The 24236-nt window shown below is 70.0% G+C and carries 24 protein-coding genes and 1 tRNA gene; 14 read left to right on the top strand and 11 right to left on the bottom strand.

Going from position 1 to position 24236, the window contains the following annotated elements; translation table 11 throughout:
* Positions 1-43: 43 nt before the first annotated feature.
* Positions 44-886 (top strand): helix-turn-helix domain-containing protein, encoded by an 843-nt coding sequence (locus K883_RS18595; protein ID WP_036455602.1) that lies wholly within the window; start codon positions 44-46, stop codon positions 884-886.
* Positions 840-1244, top strand: coding sequence for a VOC family protein (locus tag K883_RS18590; protein ID WP_036455179.1), 405 nt, complete (start codon positions 840-842; stop codon positions 1242-1244). Before K883_RS18595 ends, K883_RS18590 begins: the two co-directional genes overlap by 47 nt.
* Here the strand turns inward: K883_RS18590 and K883_RS18585 are convergent.
* Genes K883_RS18585 through cobC form a run of 4 tightly spaced genes read right to left on the bottom strand, consistent with a single transcriptional unit; the run spans position 1233 to position 5276 of the window.
* Positions 1233-2372 (bottom strand): bifunctional RNase H/acid phosphatase, encoded by a 1140-nt coding sequence (locus tag K883_RS18585; RefSeq protein ID WP_036455178.1) that lies wholly within the window; start codon positions 2370-2372, stop codon positions 1233-1235. The genes K883_RS18590 and K883_RS18585 overlap by 12 nt on opposite strands.
* Positions 2369-3106, bottom strand: coding sequence for a zinc ribbon domain-containing protein (locus K883_RS18580; RefSeq protein WP_036455177.1), 738 nt, complete (start codon positions 3104-3106; stop codon positions 2369-2371). The genes K883_RS18585 and K883_RS18580 overlap by 4 nt, the downstream gene beginning before the upstream one ends.
* Complete coding sequence (locus K883_RS18575; protein ID WP_036455176.1) at positions 3103-4251, bottom strand: Nif3-like dinuclear metal center hexameric protein; 1149 nt, start codon at positions 4249-4251, stop codon at positions 3103-3105. The genes K883_RS18580 and K883_RS18575 overlap by 4 nt, the downstream gene beginning before the upstream one ends.
* Positions 4248-5276: an Rv2231c family pyridoxal phosphate-dependent protein CobC gene (gene cobC / locus K883_RS18570; protein WP_036455175.1), complete on the bottom strand. Its 1029-nt coding sequence runs from the start codon at positions 5274-5276 to the stop codon at positions 4248-4250. The genes K883_RS18575 and cobC overlap by 4 nt, the downstream gene beginning before the upstream one ends.
* A gap of 90 nt (positions 5277-5366) precedes the next feature.
* On the opposite strand from cobC, the gene K883_RS18565 reads away from it, so the two are divergent.
* Genes K883_RS18565 through K883_RS18555 form a run of 3 tightly spaced genes read left to right on the top strand, consistent with a single transcriptional unit; the run spans position 5367 to position 7352 of the window.
* The gene (locus K883_RS18565; protein ID WP_172417508.1) at positions 5367-6032 is read left to right on the top strand and encodes an HAD-IA family hydrolase; all 666 of its coding nucleotides are present in this window, start codon (positions 5367-5369) and stop codon (positions 6030-6032) included.
* Complete coding sequence (locus K883_RS18560) at positions 6025-6522, top strand: low molecular weight protein-tyrosine-phosphatase (protein WP_036455174.1); 498 nt, start codon at positions 6025-6027, stop codon at positions 6520-6522. Before K883_RS18565 ends, K883_RS18560 begins: the two co-directional genes overlap by 8 nt.
* Positions 6522-7352: an SURF1 family cytochrome oxidase biogenesis protein gene (locus K883_RS18555; protein WP_036455173.1), complete on the top strand. Its 831-nt coding sequence runs from the start codon at positions 6522-6524 to the stop codon at positions 7350-7352. Before K883_RS18560 ends, K883_RS18555 begins: the two co-directional genes overlap by 1 nt.
* Here the strand turns inward: K883_RS18555 and K883_RS18550 are convergent.
* Complete coding sequence (locus K883_RS18550; protein WP_036455172.1) at positions 7334-8278, bottom strand: cobalamin biosynthesis protein; 945 nt, start codon at positions 8276-8278, stop codon at positions 7334-7336. The two genes, K883_RS18555 and K883_RS18550, sit on opposite strands and share 19 nt — an antisense overlap.
* Positions 8279-8417: 139 nt before the next feature.
* Between K883_RS18550 and K883_RS18545 the strand changes: the two genes are divergently transcribed.
* Positions 8418-8813 (top strand): VOC family protein, encoded by a 396-nt coding sequence (locus K883_RS18545; RefSeq protein WP_036455171.1) that lies wholly within the window; start codon positions 8418-8420, stop codon positions 8811-8813.
* Positions 8814-8818: 5 nt separating this feature from the next.
* Here the strand turns inward: K883_RS18545 and K883_RS18540 are convergent, their stop codons facing one another.
* A complete protein-coding gene (locus tag K883_RS18540) occupies positions 8819-9946 on the bottom strand; it encodes an epoxide hydrolase family protein (RefSeq protein WP_036455170.1) in 1128 nt (375 codons plus the stop codon).
* 60 nt (positions 9947-10006) lie between these two features.
* On the opposite strand from K883_RS18540, the gene K883_RS18535 reads away from it, so the two are divergent.
* Positions 10007-10744, top strand: a complete 738-nt coding sequence (locus K883_RS18535; protein WP_036455169.1) for an adenosylcobinamide amidohydrolase — start codon at positions 10007-10009, stop codon at positions 10742-10744.
* A gap of 78 nt (positions 10745-10822) precedes the next feature.
* On the opposite strand, the gene K883_RS18530 is transcribed toward K883_RS18535, so the two are convergent.
* The 4 genes from K883_RS18530 to K883_RS18515 form a co-directional block, all read right to left on the bottom strand.
* Positions 10823-10894, bottom strand: a tRNA-Val gene (locus K883_RS18530).
* A 44-nt stretch (positions 10895-10938) separates the two neighbouring features.
* Positions 10939-11400, bottom strand: coding sequence for a peroxiredoxin (locus tag K883_RS18525; RefSeq protein WP_009952711.1), 462 nt, complete (start codon positions 11398-11400; stop codon positions 10939-10941).
* Complete coding sequence (locus tag K883_RS18520; RefSeq protein WP_008255913.1) at positions 11400-11822, bottom strand: DUF3052 domain-containing protein; 423 nt, start codon at positions 11820-11822, stop codon at positions 11400-11402. Before K883_RS18520 ends, K883_RS18525 begins: the two co-directional genes overlap by 1 nt.
* Positions 11823-11906: 84 nt before the next feature.
* A complete protein-coding gene (locus K883_RS18515) occupies positions 11907-12494 on the bottom strand; it encodes a hypothetical protein (protein WP_036390648.1) in 588 nt (195 codons plus the stop codon).
* A gap of 171 nt (positions 12495-12665) precedes the next feature.
* Here K883_RS18515 and aceE point away from each other — a divergent pair, with 171 nt between their 5' ends.
* The 7 genes from aceE (at position 12666) to K883_RS18480 (ending at position 22584) form a co-directional block, all read left to right on the top strand.
* Entirely contained in the window at positions 12666-15455 is a 2790-nt protein-coding gene (gene aceE, locus K883_RS18510) for a pyruvate dehydrogenase (acetyl-transferring), homodimeric type (protein WP_036455168.1), read from the top strand.
* A gap of 222 nt (positions 15456-15677) precedes the next feature.
* A complete protein-coding gene (locus K883_RS18505; protein ID WP_020822282.1) occupies positions 15678-17000 on the top strand; it encodes a PucR family transcriptional regulator in 1323 nt (440 codons plus the stop codon).
* 143 nt (positions 17001-17143) lie between these two features.
* A complete protein-coding gene (locus tag K883_RS18500) occupies positions 17144-18052 on the top strand; it encodes an ACP S-malonyltransferase (RefSeq protein ID WP_036455167.1) in 909 nt (302 codons plus the stop codon).
* A gap of 75 nt (positions 18053-18127) precedes the next feature.
* Positions 18128-18475 (top strand): meromycolate extension acyl carrier protein AcpM, encoded by a 348-nt coding sequence (gene acpM / locus K883_RS18495; RefSeq protein ID WP_008255908.1) that lies wholly within the window; start codon positions 18128-18130, stop codon positions 18473-18475.
* Positions 18472-19722: a 3-oxoacyl-ACP synthase KasA gene (gene kasA / locus K883_RS18490; protein ID WP_036455166.1), complete on the top strand. Its 1251-nt coding sequence runs from the start codon at positions 18472-18474 to the stop codon at positions 19720-19722. Before acpM ends, kasA begins: the two co-directional genes overlap by 4 nt.
* 137 nt (positions 19723-19859) lie before the next feature.
* Positions 19860-21119 carry a 3-oxoacyl-ACP synthase KasB gene (gene kasB, locus K883_RS18485; RefSeq protein WP_008255906.1) on the top strand — a complete coding sequence of 420 codons (1260 nt, stop codon included), beginning with the start codon at positions 19860-19862 and terminating at the stop codon, positions 21117-21119.
* Between the two features lie 43 nt (positions 21120-21162).
* Positions 21163-22584, top strand: coding sequence for an acyl-CoA carboxylase subunit beta (locus tag K883_RS18480; RefSeq protein ID WP_008255905.1), 1422 nt, complete (start codon positions 21163-21165; stop codon positions 22582-22584).
* Between the two features lie 62 nt (positions 22585-22646).
* Here K883_RS18480 and K883_RS18475 read toward each other — a convergent pair whose 3' ends face one another.
* Positions 22647-24209, bottom strand: a complete 1563-nt coding sequence (locus tag K883_RS18475; protein WP_036455165.1) for an FAD-dependent monooxygenase — start codon at positions 24207-24209, stop codon at positions 22647-22649.
* Positions 24210-24236: the final 27 nt, after the last annotated feature.

Raw genomic sequence — 24236 nt, 5'->3', positions numbered from 1 at the left:
ATACCACCTGGCGCCGCCGCACAGCGCGCCGGGCGTGACGTCCATGGTCGGATACCGCACGCTCGACGTTCCCGAGACCGTGCACCGCGGCATGCCATCCGCGATGTTGACGTTCATCGTCAGCCTCGACGACGGGGTGGAAGCCGGCGACAGCGCCGACGCGCTGGCCGTGGCGCGCCCCAACCCGCTGCTGCTGAGCGGGCTGCACGTGCAGGCCAGCCACGTGCGGCAGCGCCAGGGCCAGGCCGGCGTGCAGCTGGCGGTGCATCCGCTCGCATCGCGCGCGCTGTTCGGCGTGCCGAGCGCCGAGCTCCCCGTCGCCGAGTACGACGCGACCGCCGTGCTGGACCGCGGCGGCCTCGAGTTGCACGATCGCGTGACCGAGGCGCACGGCTGGCCGGACGTGTTCGCGTTGGTGGCCCGCTACCTCATCGAGGCGCGGCGGCGCCGCGAGAGCGCGAGCGTGCGTCCCGAGGTCGCGCATGCCTGGCACCTGCTGGAGCGCAGCCGGGGCCGGATACCGGTGGCCGCGGTGGCGGAGACGGTCGGCGTGACCACCCGGCACCTGACGACGCTGTTCGGCCAGGAGGTCGGCCGCTCGCCCAAGACGGTGGCGATGCTGATGCGCTTCCAGCACGCGACGGCGCGCATCGCCGCGTCGGCGCGCCGGTACGGACGCGTCGACCTCGCGGGGGTCGCGGCCGCCACCGGGTACAGCGACCACGCGCACCTGACCCGCGAATTCGTCCGGTTCGTCGGAGTGCCGCCGCGACGGTGGCTGGCCGACGAGTTCCGAAACATTCAAGACGGCGGCCACTCGTTCGGCGCACAGTGGGGCCATGACCGCTTCGAATCCGACCGTCTGGTTGACATTGCAGGCCCATGACGCCCCCACGCTGATCGACTACTACGTCGAGACATTCGGCTTCGTCCTCGCGGCGCGCTACGGCCAGGGCGAGACCGTCGATCACGCGCAGCTGAACTGGCCGCACGGCTGCGGAGGGATCATGCTGGGCAGCCACAAGCCCGACGCGCAGTGGTGCCGCGAACCCGGCACCGCCGGCGGCTACGTCGTCACCGCCGATCCCGACGCGCTCTACGAACGGGTGCTGCAGCATAAGGCCGAGGTGGTGCGGCCGCTGGCCGAAACCGACTACGGCGCCCGCGAATTCACCGTCCGCGATCCCGAAGGCAACCTGTGGTCCTTCGGCGACTACGGCGGCGCGTCGCCCTCAGCCGGCTAGGTACGCCGTCTGGTTCACCAAGCGCACCGAAGAGGCTCCGTCGGAATAGAACTCGGCGATGCTCAGCGACGCCAAGTCGAGGTGCAGCCGGTACAAGATGCCGGGCCCGGCGTCCAGCGCCTCCCGCAACAGCATCTTGATCGGCGTCACGTGGGACACCACCAGCACCGTCGTGCCCTGGTGCGCGGCGACGATCCGTTCCCGCGCCCTCGACACCCGATCGGTCACCGCGTCGAAGCTCTCGCCGCCGGGCGGGGCGGTGCTGGTGTCGCGCAACCAACGACGATGCAGCTCGGGGTCGCGCTCGGCGGCCTCGGCGAACGTCAGACCCTCCCAGGCCCCGAAATCGGTCTCGATCAGGTCGTCGTCGACGGTCACATCGAGGCCCAGGGCCTTGGCCGCGGCCGCCGCGGTGTCGTAGGCCCGCTGCAGCGGGGAGGAGAAGACCGCCGAAATCCCGCCGCGCTGAGCCAGATACCGCGCGGCCGCGTCGGCCTGCCGCCGCCCCACCTCCGTGAGCGCCGGGTTGCCGCGCCCCGAGTAGCGGCGCTGCACCGACAGCTCCGTCTGCCCGTGTCGCAGCAACAGCAGCCGGGTGGGGGTGCCGCGCGCGCCGGTCCAGCCCGGCGCCGTCGGCGACGGTGCCGCAACGGCTTTCGCCGCCTCGGCGCCGGGGGGTTCGGGCTCTTCGGCCGGCTCGGGCGTCTCCGCCGCACCGTTGGCCCGGGCCGCGGCGTCCATCGCCTCGTTGGCCAACCGATCGGCGTGCGAATTGCGCTCCCGCGGAATCCACGAGTAGCTGATCCCGTCGAACCGCGCCGCCAGCGCTCTGGCCTGGGCATGCAGCTCGATCAGGTCGGGGTGCTTGACCTTCCACCGCCCGGACATCTGCTCCACCAGCAGCTTGGAATCCAGATACACCGCGGCCTCGCTGGCGCCGAGCTTGAGGGCGTCGTCCAAACCGGCTATCAGGCCGCGGTATTCGGCGACGTTGTTCGTGGCCCGGCCGATGGCCTGCTTGTTCTCGGCGAGGACGGTCGCGCGGTCCTCGGTCCACACCACCGCGCCGTAGCCGGCCGGCCCGGGGTTGCCGCGTGAACCGCCGTCGGCTTCGATGACGACCTTCACTGATCGAATCCCTTGACCCGCAGCAGGATCGCGCCGCATTCCGGGCACCGCACCAGGTCGTCTTCGGCGGCGGCCGAGATGCGGGCCAGCTCCCCGCGGTCGATCTCGAGCCGGCAGGCCCCGCACCTCTTTCCCAGCAGCTGCGCGGCGCCCGGCCCTCCCCCGGCGCGCTGCCGTTCGTAGAGCGCGGACAGGGCCGGGTCCAGCGCGGCGCTCAGCGAGTCGCGTTGTGAGGAATGCAGCTCGCGGGCTTCGGTGAGCTCGGCGAGCGCGGCGTCGAGTGCCTGCCGCGCACCGGCCATTTCGGCCTCCAGGGTTTCGAGGGCCTTCTGCTCGGTGTCCAGCTGGGACTGCAGCTCCTCGCGACGTTCCATCACCTCGAGGAGGGAATCCTCCAGGCTGGTCTGGCGACGTTGCAGGGTCTCCAGCTCGTGCTGCAGGTCCGCCAGTTGTTTGGCGTCGGTCGCTCCCGACTGCAGCAGCGCCCGGTCACGGTCTTCACGCTGGCGCACCGCGTCGATCTCCGATTCGAGCCGCTTGACGTGGGCGTCGATGTCTTCCAGAGCGATCCGCACCGCACCGAGGCGGTCGCCGGCGGCGTCGTATTCCTCCTGCATGCGCCGGCAGGCCTCCTGCTCCGGCAGATGGGCCGCCCGGTGCGTGAGGCGGGACAGCTCGGCATCCAGTTTCGACAACTCGAGCAGCGAACGTTGCTGTGCCACTTCTGCTTTCATGACTCTTCTCCCCCGGACTCGTTGTCACCGCGCTCGACATTCCAAGGGTCGGTGCGGATCGAGCTCACCCGCACCGCAAGCTCCGCACCGAAACGCGACCGCAGCAGGTCGGCGGCCTGTTCGCACCACGGGAATTCACTTGCCCAATGTGCCACATCGATCAGGGCCACGTCCGAGGCGCGGCGGTGCTCGTCGGCGGGGTGGTGCCGCATATCGGCCGTGACGTAGGCCTGGACCCCCGCGCCGGCCGCGGCGGCCAGCAGCGAATCTCCGGCGCCGCCGCAGACGGCGACCCGCGAAACCGGCATGTCGGGGTCACCCGCGGCCCGCACCCCCCAGGACGTCCGCGGCAACGCGGCGTGCACGCGGGAGACGAAGTCGCGCAACGGTTCCGGTCGGGCCAGCCTGCCGATGCGGCCCAGCCCGGCGTCGCCGGGTGGGGGGACCATCGCGAAGATGTCGAACGCGGGCTCCTCGTAGGGATGGGCGGCGCGCAGGGCCGCCAGCACCGCGGCCCGCGCCCGCGCGGGCGCGACGACCTCGAACCGGTCCTCGGGGACCCGCTCGACGTTGCCGACGCTGCCCACCGCGGGCGAGGCCCCCTCGTGCGGCAGGAACTGCCCGATGCCGGTGACGGTCCAGCTGCAATGCGAGTAGTCGCCGATGTGGCCGGCCCCGGCGTCAAACACCGCCGCCTGCACCGCTTCCGCGTTCTCGTTGGGCACGTAGACGACCCACTTGTCGAGGCCGGGCGCACCCGTCGCCGGCTCCAGCGCGGCCTCGACCTCGAGCCCGAGGGCGGCCGCCAGCGCGTCGGACACCCCCGGGTTGGCCGAGTCGGCGTTGGTGTGCGCGGTGAACAGCGAACGCCCGGTCCGGATCAGCCGGTGCACGAGCGCGCCCTTGGGCGTGCTGGCCGCCACGGTGTCCACCCCCCGCAACAGCAGCGGGTGATGGGCCAGCAGCAGGCCGGCGTCGGGAACCTCGTCGACGACCGCGGGCGTCGCATCGACCGCGACGGTCACCGACTCCAGCGTGTCGTCGGGGTCACCGCATACCAGGCCCACCGAATCCCATGCCTCGGCGAGCCGAGGCGGGTACGCCTCATCGAGCACCGCGATGACGTCGGCCAGCTTCACGCTCACCGGCGCACCTCCGAAATCGCCTGCACCAGCAGCGGCCACTCCCGGCGCACCGCGGCCCGCAGGTACTGCTCGTCCAAGCCGACGAACGTATCACAGCGACGGATGGCAATTCCCCTGTCATGCAGTCGTTTTCGCAATGCAACGGCCTCCGGCATGCGGAACAGCACGAACGGCGCCCGGCCGTCGACCACGTCGGCGCCCACCGACGCCAGCCCGGCCACCATCTCGGCGCGCAGCTGCCCCAGTCGCGCCGCCCCGGCCGCCGCGTCGGCAACCGCCCGCGGGGCGCAACACGCCGCGATGGCCGTCAACTGCAGCGTGCCCACCGGCCAGTGCGCCCGTGTGGCGGTCAACCGCGCCAACACCTCCGGCGACCCCAGCGCGTAGCCCACCCGCAGCCCGGCCAGCGCCCACGTCTTGGTCAAGCTGCGCAGCACCAGCACGTCGGGCAGCGCGTCACCGGCCAGCGATTCGGGCTCCCCGGGAATCGAGTCGGCGAAGGCCTCGTCGACCACCAGGATCCGGCCCGGCCGGCGCAACGCGAGCAGCTCCTCGCGGCGGTGCAGCACCGAGGTGGGATTGGTGGGATTGCCCACTACGACAAGGTCGGCGTCCTCGGGGACCACCGCGCCCGCGAGGCCGAACGGCGGCCGCAGCACCACGTGGTGCACCGGCACTCCGGCGGCACTCAGCGCCGCCTCCGGCTCGGTGAATGCCGGCGCGATGATCGCCGCCCGCGCCGGGCGCAGGTTGCCCAGCAGCGCGAAGGCCTCGGCCGCCCCGGCCAGCGGCAGCACCTCGTCGCGGGCCCGGCCGTGCCGCTGGGCGGCCGCGTCCTGCGCCGCGCGGACGTCGTCGACGCCCGGGTAGCGCGCCAGGTCGGGCAGCCGCGCGGCCAGCCGCCCCAGCAGCCAGTCGGGCGGTTGGCCGTGACGGACGTTGACGGCGAAGTCCAGCATCCCGGGCGCGACGGCCTGATCGCCGTGATAGCGCGCCGCAGGCGGGCTCAGGTTCAGACTCGCCATCCGTGAAACACTAGTGCGCCGCGCGGGCCGGCCGGACGAACACCGGCAACACCGTCGTACCCGCCCGCGCCCATCGAGGACAATGGTGAGGTGACAGGCGCAACGTCCACCGATCGCCGGGCCCCAGGGGCGCAGCTGGTGATCTTCGATCTCGACGGCACGCTGACCGACTCCGCGGAGGGCATCGTGGCCAGCTTTCTGCATGCGCTCGATCACATCGGCGCGCCGGTGCCGCCCGGCGACCTCGTCGCCCAGATCGTGGGGCCGCCGATGGACGACACGTTCCGGTCCATGGAGCTCGGCGACGACGCCGAGGAGGCGATCGCGGCCTTCCGCGCCGAGTACGGCGCCCGGGGGTGGGCGATGAACGCGCTCTTCGACGGCATCGAGGCGCTGTTGGTCGATCTGCGCGCCGCCGGCGTCCGGCTGGCCGTGGCCACCTCCAAGCTGGAACCGACGGCGCGGCGCATCCTGGCCCATTTCGGGCTCGACCACCATTTCGAGGTCATCGCCGGGGCGAGCCCCGACGGCTCCCGCAAAGCCAAGGTCGAGGTGCTCGCCCATGCGCTTTCGCAGCTGGAGCCGCTGCCCGAGCGGGTGCTGATGGTCGGCGACCGCAGCCACGACGTGCACGGCGCCGCCGCGCACGGCATCGACACGGTGGTGGTCGGCTGGGGGTACGGCCGGGCCGACACGTTCAGCGGGGTGACGCACGCCGCGACCGTCGACGAGCTACGGAGGGCCCTGGGTGTCTGAGCGCGAGCCGCTGCACATCACGTTCGTGTGCACCGGCAACATCTGCCGGTCGGTGATGGCCGAGAAGATGTTCGCCGACCAATTGCGCCGCCGGGGTCTTGGCGACGCGGTGCGGGTGAGCAGCGCCGGCACCGGCAACTGGCACGTCGGCGAGTGCGCCGACGAGCGGGCCGCCGGCGTGCTGCGCGCCCACGGCTATCCGACCGAGCACCGCGCCGCGCAGGTCGACGTCGAGCACCTGGCGGCCGATCTGGTGGTGGCCCTGGACCGCAACCATGCCCGGATGCTGCGGCACCTGGGCGCCGACGAGGAGCGCGTCAAGATGCTGCGGTCTTTCGATCCGCGCACCGGCGCGCACACCCCCGACGTCGACGATCCCTACTACGGCGACGCACAAGACTTCGAACGCGTCTACACCGTCATCGAGGCCGCGCTGCCCGGCCTGCACGACTGGGTCGACGAACGCCTCGCGCAGAACGGGTCGGGGTGATGCGCAGGTTGGCGTTCGTGTTGCGCCCGCGCTGGATCGTGCTGGCGCTGGTGGTCATCGCGTTCGCCTATCTGTGCTTCACGGTGCTCGCGCCCTGGCAGCTGGGCAAGCACAACAGGACCTCGCGGGAGAACCACCAAATCGAGCACTCCCTGAACACCGCGCCCGTCCCGGTGAAAACCCTGCTGCCGCAGCAGAACTCGGCCGCCCCCGGCGATCAGTGGCGTCAGGTCACCGCGACCGGGCATTACCTGCCCGACGTCCAGGTGCTGGCCCGGCTGCGGGTGATCGACTCCAAACCGGCCTTCGAGGTGCTGGCGCCCTTCGTCGTCGACGGCGGACCCACCCTGCTGGTCGACCGCGGTTACGTGCGCCCGTTGGAGGGATCTCGCGTTCCGCCGATCCCCCGCCCGCCCGCCGACACGGTGAGGATCACGGCGCGGCTGCGCAACTCGGAGCCCCCCGTCGCGGGCAAGGATCCGTTCGTGGGAGACGGTGTGCAGCAGGTGTATTCGATCGACACCGGGCAGATCGCCGTGCTGACCAAGGTCCCGCTGGCCGGGTCCTATCTGCAGTTGGTCGACGGTCAGCCCGGCGGTCTCGGGGTCGTCGGCGTGCCACAGCTGGACGCCGGCCCGTTCCTGTCCTATGGCATCCAGTGGATCGCGTTCGGCATCCTCGCCCCGATCGGGTTGGGCTACTTCGCCTATTCCGAGATCCGGACCCGCCGCCAGGAAAAGCAGTCACCCGCCGCCGCGTCGGCGCCCACCCCCGAGGCGCCCCAGACGGTGGAGGACAAACTCGCCGACCGCTACGGCCGACGCCGATAACCCGACAGCAGCCCGGCCAGCAGCGCGGCGCCCGCTTGCACCAGCGACGACAGCGCGACCGCCCGCCGCAGGTCGGCCACCGTGGGTTCCCGGCCGTCGCCGAGCGTCGGCCGGATCTGCAACTCGTGACGGTATTGGGTGGGCCCGCCCAGGCGCACACCCAGCGCCCCGGCGAACGCTGCCTCGACGGCGCCGGAGTTGGGGCTGGGATGGCGGCCGGCGTCGCGCCGCCACGCCCGCGCCGCCCCCGACGCTGAGCCGCCGACCAGGGGCGCCGACAGCACCGCCAGTAACGCCGTCACCCGCGCGGCAATGTAGTTGGCGACGTCGTCCAATCTTGCTGCGGCCCAACCGAATCGGAGGTAGCGCGGCGACCGGTAGCCGACCATGGCGTCCAGGGTGTTGATGCCGCGGTACGCCAGCACCGCGGGCACCCCGCCGGCCGCCGCGTAAAGCAGCGGCGCCACCTGGGCGTCGGAGGTGTTCTCGGCGACCGATTCCAGCGACGCCCGGGCCAGGCCCGCGCCGTCCAGCGACGCCGGGTCGCGCCCGCACAGCGACGGCAGCAGCCCGCGCGCGCCCTCGACGTCGCCGCGCTCCAGCAGCTCCGCCATGGCCAGCCCGGTGCGCGCCAACGACGTTCCGCCCAGGCAGACCCAGGTGGCCGCGGCGGTCACCGCGATCGAGCACGGCCGTCCGCCGCGCCCGGCGACCCGTTGCGCCGCCGCGCCCAGCAGGCCCAGCGACCCGATCAGCAGGCCGACGTGGACGGCACCGGCGGCCCTGCTCTCGCGGTAGGTCAGGCTCTCCAGCGCGGCGGCGGCCGCGCCGAACGCGGCGACGGGGTGGCCGCGTCGCGGGTCGCCCAGCGCGCGATCGGCCAGGTAGCCGACCAGCACGCCGGCCGCGCGGGGCGTCGCAAACACCCCGGCAGCGTCTCACACCGGAAGTGACATTCCCCAGGGGGCGCCGGGCACGCGACCCGGGTCCTATCACTTTGCCTGTGGGACAGACGATCTCGTAAGCACCCGGCCTACCGGGTCGGCTGGGGCTAGAGTCGACAGCATGGCTTTCCCAGCGCTCAACCACGTGGCGGTCACCGTGCGTGACATCGAGGTCAGCGGCCCGTGGTATCGCACCCTGCTCGGCGCCGACCCGATGCTCGACGAGCACACCGACGCCGGCTTCCGGCACCTGGTGTGGATGCTTGACGGCGGCACGGTCTTCGGGATTCACCAGCACGACCGCCCGGCCCCCGACGAACGATTCAGCGAACACCGCGTGGGCCTGGACCACGTCGGCTTCGGCTGCGCCGGCCGCGCCGAGCTGGAGAACTGGGTCACCCGGCTGGGCGAACTGGGCATCGAGCACGGCGGCATCGTGGACGCCCCCTACGGCTCGGGCCTCAGTTTCCGCGACCCCGACGGCATCGCGCTCGAGTTCTTCGCCCCGCCGGGCTGATTCGTTCAGCGCACCGTCGCGAAAAACGCGCGCAGATCCTCGACGAACAGCTCCGGTTCCTCGAACGCCGCGAAATGCCCGCCGCGCGGCATGTCGGTCCAGTGGGTGATGTTGTAGGCCGGCTCGCACCAGCTGCGCGGCGCCTTGAGCAGTTCGCCGGGGAATGCCGCGACGCCCGTGGGCAATTCGACGCGGTCTCCCCCGCCCCACACGGCGAAACTCTCCCAGTACAGGCGGGCCGAGGACGCGGCGGTGTTGGTCACCCAGTAGACCATCACGTTGTCGAGCAGCTCGTCGCGGCTGACCGCGTTCTCGGGATGCCCGTCGCAATCCGCCCAGTCCCAAAACTTTTCGACGATCCACGCCAGCTGGCCCACCGGCGAATCGGCCAACCCGTAGCCCAGCGTCTGCGGCCGGGTGGACTGCTGCTTGGAGTACCCGGTGCCCCATTTGCGGTGATTGGCCAACCCGGCCATGGCTTGCCGCTCCTCCTCGGTGGGATTCGACAGCGCTTCCTTGGTGGGCCTGCCGACCGGCATGTTGAGGTGGATGGCCGCGCAGTGGCCCCGATTGCGACCGATCTGAGTGGTGACCGCGGCGCCCCAGTCGCCACCCTGGGCGCCGTAGCGCTCGTAGCCCAGGCGCAGCATCAGCGTTTCCCACGCGTCGGCGATCTTTTCCACGCCCCAGCCCGCGCCGGTGGGCTTGCCGGAGAACCCGTAGCCCGGCAGCGACGGGCACACGACATGGAAGGCGTCCTCGGCGCGTCCCGACGCGGGGTTGGTCAGCGGCTCGATCACCTTGTGAAACTCCACGATCGACCCCGGCCAGCCGTGGGTGATCACCAACGGGAACGCGCCCTCGTGCGGCGAGCGCTGGTGGATGAAATGGATGTCGAGCCCGTCGATCTCGGTGATGAAGTGGTCGAAGCGATTGAGCGCGGCCTCCCGCGCCCGCCAGTCGTAGTCGTTGGCCCAATAGTCGGCCAGCTCGCGGGTGTAGGCCAGCGGCATGCCCTGGCTCCAGTCATCGACGCATTCGGCCTCGGGCCAACGGGTTCGGGACAGCCGCGCGCGCAAATCGTCGAGGACCTCGTCGGAAACGTTGATGCGGAACGGTTTCACGCGCTTCATAGTGCCGCCCTCGGTGACTCCGGCGACGCGCGGGGTGGGTCGGTACGCGAGGATGTGACCATGGATCCCAGGTTGGCCACGCGGGTCGAACACGGTCGGTCGATCCCGTTGCTCGTCTGGCAATTCCGCGAGCCGCAGCTGTGCATCGCGTCGGGCCCGCTCGGCGGCGGCGTCGGCGCCCGCGACTGGTTGGTCAACGCGACGGTCCCCCTGGATTACGACCGGACCGACCCGGACCGCCACCTGACCGAGATCGGCGCCGCGCTGGGGCTGGTCGGCACCGGCTGCGGGCTGCTCACCGCGGTCGACGTGACCCGTCACCACCTCGCCGCCGACGGCGGTGTGCACGCCACCGCGACGGTCGGGCTGTCCAGCCCCGCCTGGGCGGCCGCGCCGGACCGGCACTTCCGCCGGGAGGTGCCGGCCGGCCTGCGCACGACCGCGTTCACCGACTACGAGATCGTCGAGTACCGGCCGCTCACCGACGGCGACGGGTACCGGGTGGGGACCATCAACATCGTGGTCGCGGTGCCGGTGCGGCTGTCCGGGGCGGCGCTGGTCAACGCCGTGGCCACCGCCACGGAGGCCAAGGCGCAGGCGTTGCACGAGGTCGGGGTGCGCGCCACCGGAACCGCGTCGGACGCGGTCGTCGTGCATTGCCCGACGGGCGGGGCCGAGGAGACCTACGGGGGGCCGCGCTCGGTGTTCGGCGCCCGGATCGCCCGGGCGGTGCACGCCGCGGTGCTCGCCGGCGCCCGGGCCTGGATTGCGGGGCCCGAATACCGGCCCTCCGGATAGGGCCGCGCACGTAACGGCACGGCGAAAATCGGCGCCTAAAGTCGCCGCCACGTTACGGCCGCGAACCGCCAAAATGAGTGGGCGCGGACGGTATCGAACCGCCGACCGCTGGTGTGTAAAACCAGAGCTCTACCACTGAGCTACGCGCCCGTTGCTGCGGGCAGGCTACCCGCCCGCCGGCCAAGTCCCCAAAATCAGGCCCGCAAGGCCGCCAGGGCGTCGGTCCACAACCGTTGATCGCGCGACTCCCCGGGCTGTTTCATCTCGGCGAATCGAATGATCCCGGCCCGGTCGACGACGAACGTCCCGCGGTTGGAGTAGCCGGCGTCGTCGTTGAACACGCCGTAGCTCTGGCTGACCGCGCCGTGCGGCCAGAAATCCGACAGCACCGGGAAGGTGAAGCCGCTGTCCAGCGCCCAGACCCGGTGCGTGGGCGGCGGACCCACCGAGATGGCCAGCACCGCGCTGTCGTCGTTCTCGAAGTCGGGCAGGTGATCGCGCAGCTGGTCCAGCTCGCCCTGGCAGATCCCGGTGAACGCCAGCGGGAAGAACACCAGCAGCACGTTCTTGGCGCCGCGGTAGGAGCTCAGCGTGACGCGCTGTTGATTCTGGTCGCGCAGAGTGAAGTCCGGGGCGGCGGTGCCGACCGACAGCATCAACGCTTCCCGGCCCGGGACTTGGGCTGCACCAGACGGCTGGCGGCCCAATCCCCCAGGTTGACCGACGAGGTCGGCATCAGACCGGCGGTGGGGGCCGCCTCGGCGATCTCGGCCGGCAGCACGTGTCCCGGTTTCCCGGTCTTGGGGGTCAGCACCCAGATCACGCCATCCTCGGCGAGCGGGCCGATCGCGTCCATCAGCGTGTCCACCAGGTCGCCGTCGCCGTCGCGCCACCACAGCAGCACGACGTCGACTACCTCGTCGGTGTCCTCGTCGAGCAGCTCGCTGCCGCAGGCCTCCTCGACCGCCGCGCGGATCTCATCGTCGGTGTCTTCGTCCCAGCCCCACTCCTGGACAACATGGTCGGGTTGGATGCCCAGTTTGCGAGCGTAGCTCGGGGCGTGATCCGCCGCGACCACCGTGGAGCCTCCTTCAATTCCCTCGCGATGTGCGCTTCGGGATTATCGTCGCACAGCGCGAACCCCGTTCACACTTCCGCCTCATTACGTTGCCAAGCAGAGTTTGATCGCCTTCTTTTTCGTGTCGTTGAGCTGATCGACGCGTTTGTTGAATTCCGACGTCCCCGCGTGTGTGCCAATGGCGTTGGCCACCGAGTGCGCGGCGTCGATGTACGCGTTGAACGCGTCCTTGATCTGCTGCGACATCGCGTCATTGAAGCTGTTGGCCACCGTGGTGGCGCTGTCGTTGAGGGCGTCGATCGCCGGGCCCTCGGTGGGGCCGGTGCCGCGGCCCGAGTTGAACGCCTGGACGAATTCGTTGGTCTTGTCGATCGCGTTCTTGCTGGTGGTGATCAGCGAGGCGCAGGCGGTGCGCACCGCCTTGGTGGTCAGCGACTGCTGGCGCTGGGACTCCCGGACGCTCGACGTCGCCGACGAGGCCGACACCGACGCGGACACCGACTGGCGGTAGGCCGGCGCGACTTTGGTGTCGGGGGTCGCCGTTCCGTTGGTGACGGAGGTACATCCCACGATGCCCATCAGCGCGGCCGCGACACAGCCCAGGGCCAACGCGCCACGGCGGGGGAAGGCCCCCACCTGCCTCGGGGGGACGGCACGCCACCGGATGAGCACAGGCCTGACGTTACCGGGTGACCTCTCTGCTCGCCCCAGACCCGCCGAGTTGGTGTGTCCGATCGGCTATTCGATGGCGGCTGCCCGCCCGAAACACCGGTGCGGCACGATGGTGGAGAGGGTGCGACCCGCCCTCACGTCACACATCCCGCCAATTACAGGAGTAGTGGGTTGACAACCGAATTCGTGCGCCACGATCTGGCCACAAGTCCCAACAACGCCACCGAACCCGACCGCGTCCGGGTGATCCGCGAGGGGGTGGCTTCCTACCTCCCCGACATCGATCCCGAAGAGACCTCGGAGTGGTTGGAGTCCTTCGACGAACTGCTGGAGCGCTCCGGCCCGTCGCGGGCGCGCTACCTGATGTTGCGGCTGCTGGAGCGCGCGGGCGAGCAGCGCGTTGCCATTCCGTCGCTGACGTCCACCGACTACGTCAACACCATTCCCACCGAACTGGAGCCGTGGTTTCCCGGCGACGAGGACGTCGAACGGCGCTACCGGGCGTGGATCCGCTGGAACGCCGCAATCATGGTGCACCGCGCCCAGCGCCCGGGAGTCGGTGTGGGCGGCCACATTTCGACCTACGCGTCGTCCGCGGCGCTCTACGAGGTCGGCTTCAACCACTTCTTCCGGGGCAAGTCGCATCCCGGCGGCGGGGACCAGATCTTCATCCAGGGCCACGCCTCCCCCGGGATTTACGCGCGGGCGTTCCTGGAGGGCCGGCTGACCACCGACCAACTCGACGGCTTCCGCCAGGAGCACAGCCATCCCGGCGGCGGCCTGCCGTCCTACCCCCACCCGCGGCTGATGCCCGACTTCTGGGAATTCCCCACGGTGTCGATGGGCCTGGGTCCGATGAACGCGATCTATCAGGCCCGGTTCAACCACTACCTGCACGACCGCGGCATCAAGGACACCTCCGACCAGCACGTGTGGTGCTTCCTGGGCGACGGCGAGATGGACGAGCCGGAAAGCCGCGGCCTGCTGCACGTCGGCGCGCTCGAGGGCCTGGACAACCTGACGTTCGTGATCAACTGCAACCTGCAGCGCCTCGACGGCCCGGTGCGCGGCAACGGCAAGATCATTCAGGAACTCGAGTCGTTCTTCCGCGGCGCCGGCTGGAACGTCATCAAGGTGGTCTGGGGCCGCGAGTGGGACGCCCTGCTGCACGCCGACCGCGACGGCGCGCTGGTGAACCTGATGAACACCACGCCCGACGGGGACTACCAGACCTACAAGGCCAACGACGGCGCCTACGTGCGCGACCACTTCTTCGGGCGCGACCCGCGCACCAAGGCACTCGTCGCGAACATGAGCGATTCCGAGATCTGGAATCTCAAGCGCGGCGGCCACGACTACCGCAAGGTCTACGCCGCCTACCGGGCCGCCGTCGACCACAAGGGGCAGCCCACGGTGATCCTGGCGAAGACCATCAAGGGCTACTCGCTGGGCGCGCACTTCCAGGGCCGCAACGCCACGCACCAGATGAAAAAGCTTGCGCTGCAAGACCTCAAGGACTTCCGCGACGCCATGCGGATACCGATCAACGACGCTCAGCTGGAAGAGGATCCGTACCTGCCGCCCTACTTCCACCCCGGCTCCGACGCCCCGGAGATCCGCTACATGATCGACCGCCGGCGCACCCTCGGGGGCTACCTTCCCGAGCGTCGGACGAAGGCCAAGGCGTTGCGGCTGCCCAGCCGCGACATCTACGCCGCGCTGAAGAAGGGCTCGGGAACCCAGGAGGTCGCCACCACCATGGCGACGGTGCGCACCTTCAAGGAAGTGTTGCGGGACAAGGAGGTTGGTCCGCGCATCGTGCCGATCATTCCCGACGAGGCGCGCACGTTCGGCATGGACTCGTGGTTCCCGTCGCTGAAGATCTACAACCGCAACGGCCAGCTGTACACCGCCGTGGACGCGGATCTGATGTTGGCCTACAAGGAAAGCGAAGTCGGCCACATCCTGCACGAGGGCATCAACGAGGCCGGGTCGGTGGGGTCGTTCATCGCGGCCGGCACCTCATATGCGACGCACAACGAGCCGATGATCCCGATCTACATCTTCTATTCGATGTTCGGGTTCCAGCGCACCGGCGACGGCCTGTGGGCGGCTGCCGACCAGATGACGCGCGGCTTCTTGCTGGGGGCCACCGCGGGACGCACCACGCTGACCGGCGAGGGCCTGCAGCACGCCGACGGGCACTCGCTGCTGCTGGCGAGCACCAACCCGGCGGTGGTCGCCTACGATCCGGCGTTCGCCTACGAGATCGCCTACATCGTCGAGAGCGGGCTGGCCCGGATGTTCGGGCAGGACCCCGAGAACGTGTTCTTCTACATCACCGTCTACAACGAGCCGTACGTGCAGCCGCCCGAGCCGGACAACTTCGATCCCGAGGGCGTACTGCGGGGCCTGTACCGCTACCACGTCGCCACCGAGCAGCGCGCCAACAAGGCACAGATCCTGGCGTCGGGGGTGGCGATGCCGGCGGCGCTGGACGCCGCGAAGATGCTGGCCGCCGAATGGGACGTCGCCGCCGACGTGTGGTCGGTGACCAGCTGGGGCGAACTGAATCGGGACGGCGTCGCGGTGGACAGGGCGAGGCTGCGCCACCCGGACCGGCAGGCGGGCGTCCCGTACGTCACGCAGGCGCTGTCGGACGCCGTCGGCCCGGTGGTCGCCGTCTCGGACTGGATGCGCGCCGTTCCCGAGCAGATCCGGCCGTGGGTGCCCGGCACCTACGTCACCCTGGGCACCGACGGGTTCGGCTTCTCCGACACCCGGCCCGCGGCACGGCGGTACTTCAACACCGACGCCGAGTCGCAGGTGGTGGCCGTGCTCGAGGCGCTGGCCCGCGACGGCGAGATCGACCCCTCGGTGCCGGTGGCCGCCGCCCGCCAGTACCGGATCGACGACGTGCAGGCCGCGCCGGAGCAGACGTCGGACCCCGGCGTGGCCTAAGGGCTGGCGCGTTACTCCCCGGCTCGCCGAGCGCCCGGGCAGCCGGGCGCTGGGCATGGAGCGCCCGGCCAGCCGGGCGCGCCAGCCGTCCACCGGCCGCCACTCGCCGAGCGTGCGCCCAGCCGCACATTGAGTGCCGAGCGTGCGGCCAGCCGCACGTTCGGCACGGCGCCACGCGCCTCTTTGGCGGAAACTTCCAGAAAAGTCGCGTACGTTTTAGGGGTGAGTGACAACCCCTTCGCCGGCCCGTTCGCCAAGCACCCCCGGTCGCCGCTGGAAACGCTGGATTCGGTCCCCGAATCCGTGCTGCGCCGGCTCAAGCAGTACTCCGGGCGGCTGGCCACCGAGGCGGTCAACGCCATGCAGGACCGGTTGCCGTTCTTCGCCGAGCTGGAGGCGTCCCAACGGGCCAGCGTGGCGCTGGTGGTGCAGACGGCCGTCGTGAACTTCGTTGAGTGGATGCAAGACCCGCACAGCAACGTCAGCTACACCGCGCAGGCCTTCGAGCTGGTGCCCCAGGAGCTGCAGCGCCGGATCGCGTTGCGCCACAGCGTCGACATGGTCCGCGTCACCATGGACATCTTCGAGGAGGTCGTCCCGCTGCTGGCCCGCTCCGAGGAACAGCTGACCGCGCTGACCGTGGGCATCCTGAAGTACACCCGCGACCTGGCGTTCACCGCGGCGGGGGCGTACGCCGACGCGGCCGAGGCGCGCGGCACCTGGGACAGCCGGATGGAGGCCAGCGTGGTCGACGCGGTGGTCCGCGGCGACACCGGCCCGGAGCTTTTGTCCCGCGCGGCCGCCCTGAACTGGGACACCACCGAGCCCGCGACGGTGGTGGTCGGAACCCCGGCGCCCGGCCGCGACGGGTCGACCGGCCCCGGCGACAGTGAGCGCGCGAGCCAGCACGTCCGCGACATCGCCGCGCAGCACGGCCGCGCGGCCCTCACCGACGTGCACGGCACCTGGCTGGTCGCCATCGTGTCCGGGCAGTTGTCGCCGACCGACAAGTTCCTCGGGGAGCTGCTGGCCGCGTTCGCCGACGGCCCCGTGGTCGTCGGGCCGACGGCGCCCATGCTGACCGCGGCCTACCACAGCGCCAGCGAGGCGATATCCGGGATGAACGCCGTCGGTGGCTGGCGCGGGGCGCCACGTCCCGTGCTGGCCCGCGAGCTCCTGCCGGAACGGGCCCTGATGGGCGACGCGTCGGCGATCGTGGCGCTGCACACCGACGTGATGGGGCCGTTGGCCGACGCCGGCCCGACGCTCATCGAAACTCTTGACGCTTACTTAGATTGTGGCGGCGCGATTGAAGCCTGTGCCAGAAAGTTGTTCGTTCATCCAAACACGGTGCGCTACCGACTCAAGCGGATCACCGACTTCACCGGGCGCGATCCCATGCAGCCGCGTGACGCATATGTCCTGCGAGTGGCGGCGACGGTGGGCCAGCTCAACTATCCGACGCATCCCGCCAGCGCCGCCAACAACGCCATGCCCGTCGTTCCGCTGCCGGTCAAAGGGGCTGCGGTGGGCCAGATCGGGTGATAGTGACCCAGGCGACAGGTCGCGGGACGATATCAAACCCGTAGCTTACGGAGCCGTTTTGTAGGGTGTACACAAAAACCTAAGACGAGGTTCATAATCTGTTACACCCGCCAAAACCGTTTCCACAGTGTTCTCTTAAACACGTGATTGCATTGCTTGCGCCCGGACAGGGTTCGCAGACCGAGGGGATGCTCTCGCCGTGGCTGGAGCTCGCCGGCGCCGCCGACCAGTTGGCGCTGTGGTCCAAGGCCAGCGGCCTCGACCTCGTACGCCTGGGCACCACCGCATCGACCGACGAGATCACCGACACCGCGGTCACCCAGCCCCTGGTCGTCGCGGCCACGCTGCTCGCTCACCAGGAACTGACCAAGCGCGGCCTGCTCGCCGGTGAAGACCTGGTCGTGGCCGGTCACTCCGTCGGTGAGATCGCCGCCTACGCGATCGCCGGCGTGATGGCCGCGGACGACGCCGTCGCCCTGGCCGCCACCCGGGGCGCCGAGATGGCCAAGGCGTGCGCCGTCGAGCCCACCGGCATGTCCGCGGTGCTCGGCGGTGACGAGGCCGAGATCCTCGCCCGCCTCGAGCAGCTCGACCTGTTCCCCGCCAACCGCAACGCCGCCGGGCAGATCGTCGCCGCCGGCTCGCTGGACGCGCTGGAGAAGCTCGCCGAAGACCCGCCGGCCAAGGCCCGCGTGCGCGCGCTGGGGGTGGCCGGTGCGTTCCACACCAAGTACATGGCGTCGGCGCTCGACGGTTATGCCGCCGCGGCCGCCGCCGTCCAGACGTCCGAGCCCACCGCGACGCTGCTGTCGAACCGCGACGGCAGGCCCGTCGCCTCGGCCGCCGCGGCGATGGAGGCGTTGGTCGCCCAGCTGACCCGGCCGGTGCGCTGGGACCTGTGCACCGCGACGCTGCGCGAGCTGGAAGTCGGTGCGGCCGTGGAGTTCCCGCCCGCGGGCACGCTCACCGGTATCGCCAAACGAGAACTTCGGGGAGTTACGGCTCGCGCCGTCAAGTCGCCCGCAGACCTGGACGCTTTGGCCGAGCTCTAAGTCGGCCGCATCCAGTACAACCACATAGCACGTCAGTTCGACTATCTCACAACACATTACGAAGGGAAGCACGCTGTGGCTGTCAGCCAGGAAGAAATCATCGCCGGTATCGCCGAGATCATCGAAGAGGTCACCGGTATCGAGCCCTCCGAGGTCACCCCGGAGAAGTCCTTCGTCGACGACCTGGACATCGACTCGCTGTCGATGGTCGAGATCGCCGTGCAGACCGAGGACAAGTACGGCGTCAAGATCCCGGATGAGGACCTCGCCGGTCTGCGTACCGTCGGTGACGTCGTCTCCTACATCCAGAAGCTCGAGGAAGAGAACCCCGAGGCTGCCGAGGCGCTGCGCGCCAAGCTGGAGACCGAGAACCCCGACGCGGTCGCCAACGTCAAGGCAAGGCTGGAAGCGGACACCAAGTGAGTAAGCCTTCCACTGCTAACGGCGGTTACCCCAGCGTTGTGGTAACCGCCGTCACGGCGACGACGTCGATCGCGCCGGACGTCGAGAGCACGTGGAAGGGTTTGTTGGCCGGCGAAAGCGGCATCCACGTCCTCGAAGACGACTACATCACCAAGTGGGACCTGCCCGTCCGGATCGGTGGACACCTCAAGGAGCCCATCGACGAGCAGATGAGCAGGCTCGACATGCGACGTATGTCGTACGTCCAACGGCTGGCGAAGGTGCTCAGCACCCAGCTGTGGGAGAGCGCCGGCAATCCGGAGCTCGATCCCGACCGGTTCTCGGTCGTGGTCGGCACCGGCCTCGGTGGCGCCGAAAGGATCGTGGAGAGCTACGACCTGATGAACGAGGGCGGCCCCCGCAAGGTGTCGCCGCTGGCCGTGCAGATGATCATGCCCAACGGCGCCGCCGCCGTGGTGGGCCTGCAGCTCGGCGCCCGCGCCGGGGTGATCACCCCGGTGTCGGCGTGTTCGTCGGGTTCGGAAGCGATCGCCCACGCGTGGCGTCAGATCGTCATGGGTGACGCGGACGTCGCGGTGTGCGGTGGCGTCGAGGGCCCCATCGAGGCGCTGCCGATCGCGGCGTTTTCGATGATGCGGGCCATGTCGACTCGCAACGATGAGCCCGAGCGCGCGTCGCGGCCGTTCGACAAGGACCGCGACGGCTTCGTGTTCGGCGAGGCCGGTGCGCTGATGCTCATCGAGACCGAGGAGCACGCCAAGGCCCGCGGCGCCAAGCCGCTGGCCCGGTTGATGGGGGCCGGCATCACGTCGGACGCGTTCCACATGGTGGCCCCGGCGGCCGACGGTGTGCGTGCGGGTCGGGCGATGACGCGGTCGCTAGAGCTGGCGGGGTTGTCCCCCAAGGACGTTGACCACGTCAACGCGCACGGGACCGCCACGCCGATCGGTGACACCGCGGAGGCCAACGCCATCCGGGTCGCCGGTTGCCAGCAGGCGGCGGTCTACGCGCCGAAGTCGGCGCTGGGCCACTCGATCGGTGCGGTCGGGGCGCTGGAGTCGGTGCTCACGGTGCTGAGCCTGCGCGACGGCGTCATTCCACCCACCCTCAATTACGAAACCCCCGACCCCGAGATCGACCTGGATGTTGTTGCGGGCGAACCTCGCTACGGCGATTTCCGTTACGCGATCAACAACTCGTTCGGCTTCGGTGGCCACAACGTGGCACTCGCCTTCGGGCGTTATTAGAGCTGGCGTCCAGCGACGACGCGGGCCGCGAACGGCCCGGGGAGGAGCCGGACACCACGGAAGGTGGCGACCCGCGTCCCCCGGCCCCGCCGGGTTCGCGGTCACCACTTAGCAGGAAAGGAACGTTCGCAAGACCCATGACAGAGCTGGTTACCGGGAAGACCCTCCCGAACGTGGTCGTCACTGGCGTTGCCATGACGACCGCACTGGCGACTGACGCCGAGACCACCTGGAAGCTGTTGCTGGACAGCCAAAGTGGTATCCGCAAACTCGAGGATCCGTTCGTCGAGGAGTTTGACCTGCCGGTGCGCATCGGCGGTCATCTGTTAGAGGAGTTCGACAGCCAGCTGACCCGCGTAGAGCTGCGCCGGTCGGGCTACCTGCAACGGATGTCGACGATCTTGGGCCGGCGAGTCTGGGAGAACGCCGGTTCGCCCGAGGTCGACAGCGACCGCTTGCTGGTGTCGATCGGTACCGGTTTGGGCTCGTCGGAAGAGATGGTCTTCAGCTACGACGACATGCGCGCTCGTGGCATGAAGGCGGTCTCCCCCCTCGGCGTGCAGAAGTACATGCCCAACGGCGCGTCGGCGGCGGTGGGTCTGGAACGGCACGCCAAGGCCGGGGTCCTCACGCCCATATCGGCGTGCGCGTCGGGGTCCGAGGGCATCGCCCAGGCGTGGCGCAACATCGTCTTCGGCGAAGCCGACATCGCGATCTGCGGTGGCGTCGAAACGAAGATCGAAGCGGTGCCGATTGCGGCGTTCGCCCAGATGCGGATCGTGATGTCGACCAAGAACGACGACCCCGTCGGCGCGTGCCGCCCGTTCGACCGCGACCGGACCGGCTTCGTGTTCGGCGAGGCCGGCGCCCTGATGGTGATCGAGACCGAGGAGCACGCCAAGGCCCGCGGGGCCAACATCTTGGCCCGCATCATGGGCGCCAGCATCACCTCCGACGGCTACCACATGGTGGCCCCCGACCCCAACGGCGAACGCGCCGGGCACGCCATGACCCGCGCCATCCAGCTCGCCGGCCTGTCCCCCAGCGACATCCACCACGTCAACGCCCACGCCACCGGCACCTCGGTCGGCGACGTCGCCGAGGGCAGGGCCATCAACAACGCCCTGGGCCCCCACGGCGGCAACGCCGCCGTCTACGCCCCCAAGGCCGCCCTGGGCCACTCCGTGGGCGCCGTGGGCGCCGTCGAATCGATCCTGACGGTGCTCGCGCTGCGCGACCAGGTCGTCCCCCCGACGCTGAACCTGGAAAACCTCGACCCCGAAATCGACCTCGACGTGGTGGCCGGCAAACCCCGCCCCGGCAACTACGAGTACGCGATCAACAACTCGTTCGGATTCGGCGGACACAACGTGGCCATCGCCTTCGGGCGGTACTAATCCCTTTCGCACCCGAGCAACACCGGAATATCAGGAGACTGCGATGACTATCACGGCCCCCGAGGCGGTTGGCGAGTCGCTCGACCCCCGCGACCCGCTGTTGCGCTTGAGCAATTTCTTCGACGACGACAGCGTCGAACTCCTGCACGAGCGTGACCGCTCCGGCGTGCTTGCCGCCGCCGGGACCGTGAACGGTGTGCGCACCATCGCGTTCTGCACCGACGGCACCGTGATGGGCGGCGCCATGGGCATCGAGGGCTGCACGCACATCGTCGACGCCTACGACACCGCCATCGAGGAGCAGAGCCCGATCGTGGGCATCTGGCACTCCGGCGGCGCCCGGCTGGCCGAAGGTGTGAAGGCGCTGCACGCGGTGGGCCTGGTGTTCGAGGCGATGATCCGCGCCTCGGGCTATGTCCCGCAGATCTCGGTGGTCGTCGGCTTCGCGGCCGGCGGCGCCGCCTACGGGCCGGCGCTGACCGACGTCGTCGTGATGGCGCCGGAGAGCCGGGTGTTCGTCACGGGCCCGGACGTGGTGCGCAGCGTCACCGGCGAGGACGTCGACATGGCCTCGCTCGGTGGCCCCGAGACCCACCACAAGAAGTCCGGGGTGTGCCACATCGTCGCCGACGACGAGCTCGACGCCTACGAGCGCGGCCGCCGGCTGGTCGGATTGTTCTGCCAGCAGGGCCATTTCGACCGCACCAAGGCCGAGGCCGGTGACACCGACATCCACGCGCTGCTGCCCGAGTCGGCGCGGCGGGCCTACGACGTGCGCCCGATCGTGACCGCGATCCTCGACGACGAGACGCCGTTCGACGAGTTCCAGGCCAACTGGGCGCCGTCGATGGTGATCGGGCTGGGCCGGCTGTCGGGCCGCACGGTCGGCGTGCTGGCCAACAACCCGCTGCGCCTCGGCGGCTGCCTGAACTCGGAAAGCGCCGAGAAGGCAGCGCGTTTTGTGCGTCTGTGCGACGCGTTCGGCATTCCGCTGGTGGTGGTCGTCGACGTGCCGGGTTACCTGCCCGGTGTCGACCAGGAGTGGGGCGGCGTGGTGCGCCGCGGCGCCAAGCTGCTGCACGCGTTCGGCGAGTGCACGGTTCCGCGCGTCACGCTGGTCACCCGAAAGACGTACGGCGGGGCCTACATTGCGATGAACTCCCGCTCGCTCAACGCGACCAAGGTGTACGCCTGGCCGGACGCCGAGGTCGCGGTGATGGGCGCCAAGGCCGCCGTGGGGATTCTGCACAAGAAGAAGCTGGCCGCCGCGCCCGAGCACGAGCGCGAGGCGCTGCACGACGAGCTGGCCGCCGAGCACGAGCGGATCGCCGGGGGCGTGGACAGCGCCATCGAGATCGGCGTGGTCGACGAGAAGATCGACCCGTCGCACACCCGCAGCAAGCTCACCGAGGCGCTGGCGCAGGCGCCCGCGCGCCGCGGCCGCCACAAGAACATCCCGCTGTAAGTCACCTACTTACCGCGGACGTAACGCCACGGCGAAAAATCGCGAGAGAAGTCGCCGCCACGTTACGCCCGCGGCCGGCCCAGGATCGTCGAGAGCGCCCGGCGCAGTTCGCCTTCGGGATCGGCTGGCAGCGTCTCCGCGCGCAAGCCGACGAATCCGTCCGGGCGGACCAACAGCGCCCCGTCCGGCGCGAGCCCGGTTATCGTCGCCCACTCGTGGCTGTCGATGCGATGCGCGGGCAGCGACACCGAAGCCGCTGCCGCGCACCATCGCTCGTCTGTTGCCAGCACGGTGAACCCGGGGCCCAGCAGATCGAGCGTCGAAACCCCGTCGCGCACCCACACGTGCGGGACCCGGGTGCCCGGTTGTCCTCGCAGCTCGTCCACCAGTGAGACGGCGCCCGGATCCGCGGGGGCCGGCGCGCCGGAAATGACTGCGGCCGAGTGGTATTGGTAGCCCGCGAGCAAGGCGAACATCGGCGCCTCCTCGTCCGGCGGCAATTGGGGTCGGTCGTCGTCCAGCCTGATCAGCGCCAGCGTCGGACCGGTCAACGACTGGCGCGCGTTGAACCGCCCGACCGGGTGCCGCTCGGCGTGATACGTGCTCAGCAGCGCGGGGTCGGCCACGCCGTTCACCACGGCGGCGAGCTTCCAGGCCAGGTTGTCCGCGCTCTGGATCGCGGTGTTGGCGCCCCCGGCCTTGAACGGCGGCATGGTGTGGGCGGCGTCGCCGACGAAAAATACTCGCCCACGGGCGAATTGGTCGGCAACCCGCTCGTACGGTTGCCACGGTGCGATTTCGATGACGTCGATGTCGATTCGCTCGCCGATCGCCTTGGTGAGCAGCTCGACGCAGCGCTCAGGGGTGAATTGCTCGGCCGTTTCCCCCTCGCCCGGCTGGTATGTGGTGATGAACATGCCGAGGTCGCCCTGCGCCACCAGAAAGATCCCGTCCACGTCGGGGTTCTTGACCTGCACGCCGTCCCCATCGCCCAAAGCCGGAACGAACCGTCGCCACGGTGCCTTGAAGTAGACGAAAACGACGAAGATCGGTAGTGCGCCGTATCCCGACGTGGTCACGCCGAGCGCCTCGCGGATCGGGCTGTGCACACCGTCGGCGGCGACGACGTACTGGGCCCGCACCGTCTCGGTACTTCGCGAATCGCGCTCGCGCACAACCACCGTCACGCCAGCGTCGTCCTGTTCCAGCGACACCAGCTCCGTTCCGTAGCGGACCTCGCTTCCTCGCCGGCGGGTGTCGGCCAGCAGCATCGGCTCCAGCTTGCTCTGCGGACAATACTGCGCGGGGGGTTCCGGGCTGAGTCCCACGAAGGGCGCGAAGATGGCGTCGATGTCCATGGCGGGCGCTTGGTCCACGCTGTTCAGCGTCGGCTTGACCACCATGCCGGAAACCCCATCGGCGACCGCGTGCACCTGATCGCTCAACCCCAGACCGCGCAGAATCTCCAGGCTGCGAAAGCTCAGGTTGCGGGCTTTCGGATAGATGAAGACTTCGCGGCGCTTCTCGATCAGCATCGACCGGACCCCATACTTGGCCAGCAGCGCGGAGGTGGCGAGCCCGGCCGCGCCGGCACCGACGATGAACACGGGAACACGAGACGCCATCTCGCCCCCTTCCGATGCGACGGATCC

The organism is Mycobacterium sp. TKK-01-0059 (assembly GCF_000709305.1).
GTDB classification, from domain to species: domain Bacteria; phylum Actinomycetota; class Actinomycetes; order Mycobacteriales; family Mycobacteriaceae; genus Mycobacterium; species Mycobacterium intracellulare.
This window is presented reverse-complemented; position numbering and strand designations above follow the sequence as displayed.

Coding starts and splice junctions, on each gene's coding strand:
- cobC (WP_036455175.1), bottom strand. CDS start 5,276: ATGGCGAGTCTGAACCTGAGCCCGCCTGCGGCGCGCTATCACGGCGAT.
- K883_RS18580 (WP_036455177.1), bottom strand. CDS start 3,106: ATGAAAGCAGAAGTGGCACAGCAACGTTCGCTGCTCGAGTTGTCGAAA.
- K883_RS18480 (WP_008255905.1), top strand. CDS start 21,163: ATGACTATCACGGCCCCCGAGGCGGTTGGCGAGTCGCTCGACCCCCGC.
- K883_RS18595 (WP_036455602.1), top strand. CDS start 44: ATGGTCGGATACCGCACGCTCGACGTTCCCGAGACCGTGCACCGCGGC.
- K883_RS18540 (WP_036455170.1), bottom strand. CDS start 9,946: ATGAAGCGCGTGAAACCGTTCCGCATCAACGTTTCCGACGAGGTCCTC.
- kasB (WP_008255906.1), top strand. CDS start 19,860: ATGACAGAGCTGGTTACCGGGAAGACCCTCCCGAACGTGGTCGTCACT.
- K883_RS18535 (WP_036455169.1), top strand. CDS start 10,007: ATGGATCCCAGGTTGGCCACGCGGGTCGAACACGGTCGGTCGATCCCG.
- K883_RS18590 (WP_036455179.1), top strand. CDS start 840: ATGACCGCTTCGAATCCGACCGTCTGGTTGACATTGCAGGCCCATGAC.
- K883_RS18525 (WP_009952711.1), bottom strand. CDS start 11,400: ATGCTGTCGGTCGGCACCGCCGCCCCGGACTTCACTCTGCGCGACCAG.
- K883_RS18475 (WP_036455165.1), bottom strand. CDS start 24,209: ATGGCGTCTCGTGTTCCCGTGTTCATCGTCGGTGCCGGCGCGGCCGGG.
- K883_RS18555 (WP_036455173.1), top strand. CDS start 6,522: ATGCGCAGGTTGGCGTTCGTGTTGCGCCCGCGCTGGATCGTGCTGGCG.
- K883_RS18545 (WP_036455171.1), top strand. CDS start 8,418: ATGGCTTTCCCAGCGCTCAACCACGTGGCGGTCACCGTGCGTGACATC.